Here is a 538-nt window from a genome sequence, read left to right on the forward strand (position 1 = left end):
GGGTGAACACGGGGGCGTCGGGGAAGGGCGGCGCGCCCGGCATGCGGGCCGGGCCGACGTGCCAGAGCTGGGGCATGATCCGGCCGCCGGCGGCGTGCACCGCCTCCACCACGCCCTTCCAACCGAGCAGCGCGTCCTCACCGTGGAAGCGCGGCACGTCCGCGTGTTCGCCCGCCGTGGGGTGGTCGATGTAGGTGCCCTCGGTGACGATCAGGCCGACCCCGCCGGCGGCGCGGCGGGCGTAGTACCCGGCCACGTCCGCTCCGGGGACCCCCCCGAGGGAGAGCCGGCGGGTCATCGGGGCCATGACCACCCGGTTGGGCAGCCGCAGGGAGCCGAGGGAGAAGGGGCGGAAGAGGGAGGCGACGGCGGGGTCGGTCGCCGTCGGGGTGGAGGTCGTCACAAGGGTCTCCTCGGGGTTCCGGTCGGTGGTGAAGCGGGCACGGAGCCGGGGCCGGCCCGGGGGCGGCACGGGTCGGCAACCGCCCCGCACGCTATACGGAGCACTGTCTCTTCTACACCTCTCCGAGCCCGCGAG

At 75.5% G+C, this 538-nt stretch carries 1 protein-coding gene; it reads right to left on the bottom strand.

What is annotated here, in order from left to right; translation table 11 throughout:
* A partial coding sequence (locus FOE67_RS27890) for an oxidoreductase (RefSeq protein ID WP_498370730.1) occupies positions 1-403 on the bottom strand: 403 nt, incomplete at its 3' end.
* Positions 404-538: the final 135 nt, after the last annotated feature.

It is taken from the genome of Streptomyces calidiresistens, from assembly GCF_014141525.1.
In the GTDB taxonomy this organism is placed as follows: domain Bacteria; phylum Actinomycetota; class Actinomycetes; order Streptomycetales; family Streptomycetaceae; genus Streptomyces; species Streptomyces calidiresistens.